5 protein-coding genes are annotated in these 5,999 nt (G+C 36.2%); all 5 read left to right on the top strand.

The window, feature by feature from the left end; translation table 11 throughout:
• Positions 1–1,625 precede the first annotated feature (1,625 nt).
• Positions 1,626–2,528, top strand: a complete 903-nt coding sequence (locus EGI31_RS13990; protein ID WP_255037849.1) for a DUF932 domain-containing protein — start codon at positions 1,626–1,628, stop codon at positions 2,526–2,528.
• A 51-nt stretch (positions 2,529–2,579) separates the two neighbouring features.
• Positions 2,580–2,879 (top strand): hypothetical protein, encoded by a 300-nt coding sequence (locus EGI31_RS13985; RefSeq protein ID WP_255037848.1) that lies wholly within the window; start codon positions 2,580–2,582, stop codon positions 2,877–2,879.
• 12 nt (positions 2,880–2,891) lie between these two features.
• Positions 2,892–3,545: a hypothetical protein gene (locus tag EGI31_RS13980; RefSeq protein ID WP_255037847.1), complete on the top strand. Its 654-nt coding sequence runs from the start codon at positions 2,892–2,894 to the stop codon at positions 3,543–3,545.
• 61 nt (positions 3,546–3,606) lie between these two features.
• Positions 3,607–4,230, top strand: a complete 624-nt coding sequence (locus EGI31_RS13975) for a hypothetical protein (protein WP_255037846.1) — start codon at positions 3,607–3,609, stop codon at positions 4,228–4,230.
• Positions 4,231–5,586: 1,356 nt separating this feature from the next.
• The coding region (locus EGI31_RS13970) for a ParA family protein (RefSeq protein WP_255037845.1) at positions 5,587–5,999 on the top strand (413 nt) is incomplete at its 3' end.

The following is a 5,999-nucleotide window of genomic DNA, read 5'->3' as shown; positions in this document are numbered from 1 at the left end:
GCATCAATTGTATCCATTTCCATTAGGACCACGGTTAAGTAATGCCAGCTTCCCTCCTACTCCACCGTTGAATCGGATAACAAAAGTCCACCACTACACAGCATTTTTTACAATCGATTATTTTCAACGGTCACAAATGCCGTGTAGCGTTCACTGTTGGTGGCAGTACATGGGCTTTCATACTCCCTCAAGATAAAGTTTTTCCATAAGCCCATCATCTGCATCAATTGTATCCATTTCCATTAGGACCACGGTTAAGTAATGCCAGCTTCCCTCCTACTCCACCGTTGAATCGGATAACAAAAGTCCACCACTACACAGCATTTTTTACAATCGATTATTTTCAACGGTCACAAATGCCGTGTAGCGTTCACTGTTGGTGGCAGTACATGGGCTTTCATACTCCCTCAAGATAAAGTTTTTCCATAAGCCCATCATCTGCATCAATTGTATCCATTTCCATTAGGACCACGGTTAAGTAATGCCAGCTTCCCTCCTACTCCACCGTTGAATCGGATAACAAAAGTCCACCACTACACAGCATTTTTTACAATCGATTATTTTCAACGGTCACAAATGCCGTGTAGCGTTCACTGTTGGTGGCAGTACATGGGCTTTCATACTCCCTCAAGATAAAGTTTTTCCATAAGCCCATCATCTGCATCAATTGTATCCATTTCCATTAGGACCACGGTTAAGTAATGCCAGCTTCCCTCCTACTCCACCGTTGAATCGGATAACAAAAGTCCACCACTACACAGCATTTTTTACAATCGATTATTTTCAAAGGTCACAAATGCCGTGTAGCGTTCACTGTTGGTGGCAGTACATGGGCTTTCATACTCCCTCAAGATAAAGTTTTTCCATAAGCCCATCATCTGCATCAATTGTATCCATTTCCATTAGGACCACGGTTAAGTAATGCCAGCTTCCCTCCTACTCCATTATTAAATTGGAATACAAAAGTCCACCACTACACAGCATTTTTTACAATCGATTATTTTCAAAGGTTACAAATGCCGTGTAGCGTTCACTGTCGGTGGCAGAACATGGGCTTTCATTCTCCCTCAGGATAAAGTTTCTCCATAAGCCCATCAGCTGCATCAATTGTTTTTAATTAATCCTTTCACCCTTGAAAGATTCACGTCATATCCCTCCCACTCCACCCCAACACAAAAAGAAAATAAGTTGCAGCTAAAAAATATGTCCCCCAAGGGTACGCTTCGCCTTGTTAAAAAAATCTCCACCCCGCTATCACGGGGTAGTATTTTTTCACAAGCCCTTGTGTGCCAAATTTTTTACCTGCTATTGTTGGATGTTTTCTTTTTGCTTTTGGGGTTTCGTTCTTGGGTTCTTTGTGCCGTTTGCCTTTTTTTCATGTTCAAGTTTAAGCGGTGCTTCGCGTCATTACTATTTTATGGGGTTTCGGTTTTTCTTTCATTCTCCGTTTGCCGGTATTCCCTCCATGCGGCCAGCACGGCAGCAGACAGTGCTACCCACGAAATTCAAGATTTTCATGTTCCACATGAAACACATAAAGATGTATAAAACATACATAAATACTTGTATTTGTTGATATTTTTAAGTAATTTAGTAGGGTAATAAAACATTTAAACACTCATATTATGAACACTTTAACATCTGGATTTGAGCACGGTACATGCTTAAGTTCAACTTCCAAATCTCAGCACTTGGATAGTCTCTTTTTCCCAGTGGAAATTTATGATTTACCCAACGAGCAGCTATTTCCAAAAACCAAATTTAGCCAGGCTTACGCACAAGTGGTTTATCTGCCATTTCATGAAAAGGTAATCAATTTTGCTGGTCGGAACTACAAACTAACTCCTAATCAAGAATTCTTTACACCCATCTACGAAGAGCTTACAAGGAGCTTCGGAACCTCTCAAGTTATCATTCAAACTTTAAATGAAGATGATTCTCGTTTTTGTGTTGATTTCATTATCGATGCCAAAAATCTGGAAGTAGCGGCAAATGATTTCATTAAATTGATGGTACGTACACGTAATTCTTATGATGGAACCCTGAAATCGTCTATTGAATTTTTGGCCTTTCGTCAAATTTGTTCCAATGGTTTGTGTGCTTGGCAGACATTCAAAGCCCCTGGTATCAACAAGAATATGCTGAAACACCATACCGATACATCTTCTTTGGTCAAGGGATTAGGTTCGGCTTTGAGTACCTTCAAAATCAAGAAAGACTTATTTAAGCCATTTACAGACAGAGTGGTTACCCCTACGGAGAGAGATTTAATAATCGAGACCTTGAAGGATTTCAAGGGGACTGTTTCCTTTCCTAAGAAAATATTGGCAGAGGTGCCAACTAAAATTGCTGAAGAAATGGCGACTTTAGGCACTGAACGATTATCAGCTTGGCAGTTATACAATGGCTTTAACTATTTTTTAAGCCATGATTCCAGGATTAATCTACGTGATTTTTTGAAAAGCCAGATTGATGTTCATGTCAAGGATGTTATTTCTGATGTCTTACAAATTCCCTCATTAAACTAACATTTTAATCCTCCCTCCTGCCCTAGATGGAGGGAGATAATTTTCTCACTCATGGAAGATCCAATTATTTACTTAAGAAATGCTCGGTTCAGTGGTACGGTGTTGGCCGTAAATCAAGAAACGCTTGAATCCATTCGAATCTCGGCTAAGCAGGGGGCTTCTGAAATTAGCACTTTTGTTTATGGTAGTCCCTCTAAATCACCGGCAGAGTCAACACTTGATCATCTCGGTATTTTTGACAGTATGGGTTTTGTTATTTGTTCCAAACGTTCATTCGATGAAGTTAAGGACAAAGCCTTCAATTTTCTAAAATCTAGTATCGAAAATCCGTCATTTTTTTCAAATCTTTAATTCACTTATCTCATGGTTCAAATAGCACAATTGTCAGAATTGGCAAAAACGCTTTCAGCGTTAAAATCATACCAGTCTATAGAGCCCCAAACAGGGGCTGTAGTTAACAATATTAAGTATTTACAAGGTAATCCTAGGCAATATCGATTTAATGGCCAAAATGGCCGTTTTAACATCAATGGTATTAAAGATTTGGGGAACAGTTTGGAATTCTCTCCAGTGGCCTGGCGTATTTTTTACGCAGAGTTGTTTGGTAGAAAAAACCGCGACTTGTGGGCGGAACTTTTTTTCATTGATGCCGACAACTGTGTTTGTTCTATTATGTTCAATAACACTTCTGCCCAAATATTACAAACCATGTTAAGCCAATTAGTTTATGATGGCTTACTTTTGGAAAGCGTGATTTTGAGGGTCATTTCAGAAAAAAGGACAAATGAAAAAGCGAATGGGACTTATTATGTTGCACAGTTTACTTATTCGGAGACACCTCCTGAGTCGCTTATTATTCAAAAGGAATATGCTGCAGATTTTATGGTATTTAGACAGGATACCATTACAGATGCAGAAGAGATTACATTTTGCTCAGATTCCTATAGGTCGCCAGCTTTACTTTCAAGGAAAGAGTATTTGGTATCAAACATCGAATGTTCGGCTGAATTAACCTAATTTATTATCGAGAGTAGGGCTACTCCCCTACTCAATTTTTTCAATTTTACCCTCAAAATTTATGTATCTCACACCCATTCAGAGGCCATATACTTACTTAGACATTTGTGAGTTTAAATGTTTGCAATCGGCCGATAACCGTAAAACACATCCTGACATAGTCGCCTTTCAAGACATTTTTAAATCTTCATTTTTATCACCGGAGACATTCCCGGGTACCGTTTGGCACACCCTTTCTTCTGTTAGACAGAGTAAAATTAACGAAATGTATCAGAAGATTCTGTCTAATAAAGGCATTTCTCGATTACTACAAAATTCACTTAATTATCAAAATTACTCTTTCCAATCTGAGGGTTTATCTTGTCTTTATCAAGCTGATGCTATTTTTAACGAAACATTACTTTCCTTCAAGGTTACCAACGAAATTGACTATCAGGCTTTCGTTGCATCAGTTATTCCCAGTCTTTACCATATTGAAGCTGGTTTTGCTGCTGATGCTACAGGCCTAGATAAGTTTATATTATTTGGTGTTCAGCACTTTCATCCCTTTGAGATTTTTTGCGTGGATTTGAGTCATTGGAGTGGGCCGGGAGGCCTAGCTTCTGGACGACATGAATATAAAAATTTGTTACGTGACTTGAAGAATACTAATTTTACACCGTCCAGCTGGGTTGTACCGACCTGAGCGGAATGAGTGTTGGGGGTTGTCCTATACGACCCCCTTTCTTTGACATAAAAGCATAATTACATAAATATGTATTTGTGTAATTTGTTTGTTCATTTTATAATGCTATTATTCACAGTACTACCATTTTAGTTCATTTGGCGATGTAATCCCTATTTATAAAAGTTAATATTCCATTTGAAACCAATACATCAATACGTATTTACATAAATATGTATTGATAATTTGTTAACTTATTTTAGTGTTTGGATACTTATTTAAGATATTGTTTCATAAACTATTTAAAACTTGATTTAGGTTCGTTTTAAGTTTTGCCATAAATACTTAAATATATATTTACATAAATCCGATAAATCTAATTTCTAAGGGAAATTCTCTATTTTTTGGTTTAGGGTTTCTCAGTAATTTAGATTTTCCAATATAAGCGATAGCTATTTTGTAAGAATACATAATTACATAAATACGTATTTTAGATAATTATTTTATCTTCTGCTAAGAGCTAGGGTGATACTTTGGTCTTAGTTGTTTATAAATCTTCGTTTCAATGTCTTTAACCTTTGCAGTGCTGGAATTGCATTTTTGTTTAGAACATTCTGGCTGTAAACGTGAGACTTTAAATTTAATATCTTAATTGAATCCCGGTGTTACATAATTACATAAAGATGTATTTATGTATTTGTTCACTCTTTTTATACATTTATTAATAATAATACTACCTTTTTACGGCATTCGGCGATATTATCCTTAATTATTTTAGTGATTATTCCATGCCATTTCGAAATAATACATAATTACAGAAATATGTATTTGTGGCCATTCGGTTGTGAAAGCTAAATCCATAAAGTAAATATGAATTAACCCAAATGCTAAATTTAAAATTTACAAGGTATAATTTGGTTTGGCCTTGAATATTTTAATAACTAAAAAATTGTGGTTTACTTTTGGTAAGGTCTGGCAATATCTCTAGTGCCTTTATAAAATAATGGTTTAACTGAAACATAAATTTATCGACATTGATTGGGCACAGTATGTTACCTTAGTTTTGTGTTCAATATGATTAGATTGGGAGTCTTCATTTGTCAAATCTTGGAAGAGGTAATTCGTCATAAATGATGTATTCAAATCATTTATAACCATTTAGAAAAATTCAAATTATACATAATTACATAAATACATAATCATGAAATGATATTAAATACCTGATAATGAAGGATATATTATTGAGTAATTACATAAATACATAAACTATTATTTCAAATTTTAGTAATTGTTATTTAGCTTTGTGATATAAATTATAAAGGCCAACCGTTTTACGATCTATTCAAAGTGATTAGGTAGACAGTGGCACCAATAAAAATGAAAATAATAACGATAGCACATCAAAAAGGTGGAGTTGGCAAAACATCCCTGGCACTAAATATTGCTTATTGCCTCAAACATTCATTGCGAGTGGCAGTTCTCGACTCCGATCCGCAGGGAAGTATATCCGGTTTGGGTGAGTACGTAGGTTTGAAGGGTCTTGATTTAGTACCTATCGAAAACTTGGGCAAAGTTCAAAATCAATATGATGTTGCCATCATAGACACCCCACCTTATCTTTCGACACTTCTACCCGACTTTTTCGAACTTTCCGATTATGTACTAATCCCAACCAAAGCTGGTGTATTGGATGTGATGGCCATCAAAGCAACTATTCAATTACTTATTGAGGCACAAAAAAAGCATCCGAATTTAAAAGCAGGTATCGTTCTTAATATGATACAAAAATC

It is taken from the genome of Lacihabitans soyangensis (genome assembly GCF_024343775.1).
Lineage (GTDB): Bacteria > Bacteroidota > Bacteroidia > Cytophagales > Spirosomataceae > Leadbetterella > Leadbetterella soyangensis.
Note: the sequence above shows the minus strand (reverse complement) of the source record. Positions and strands in the feature narration are given on the sequence as shown.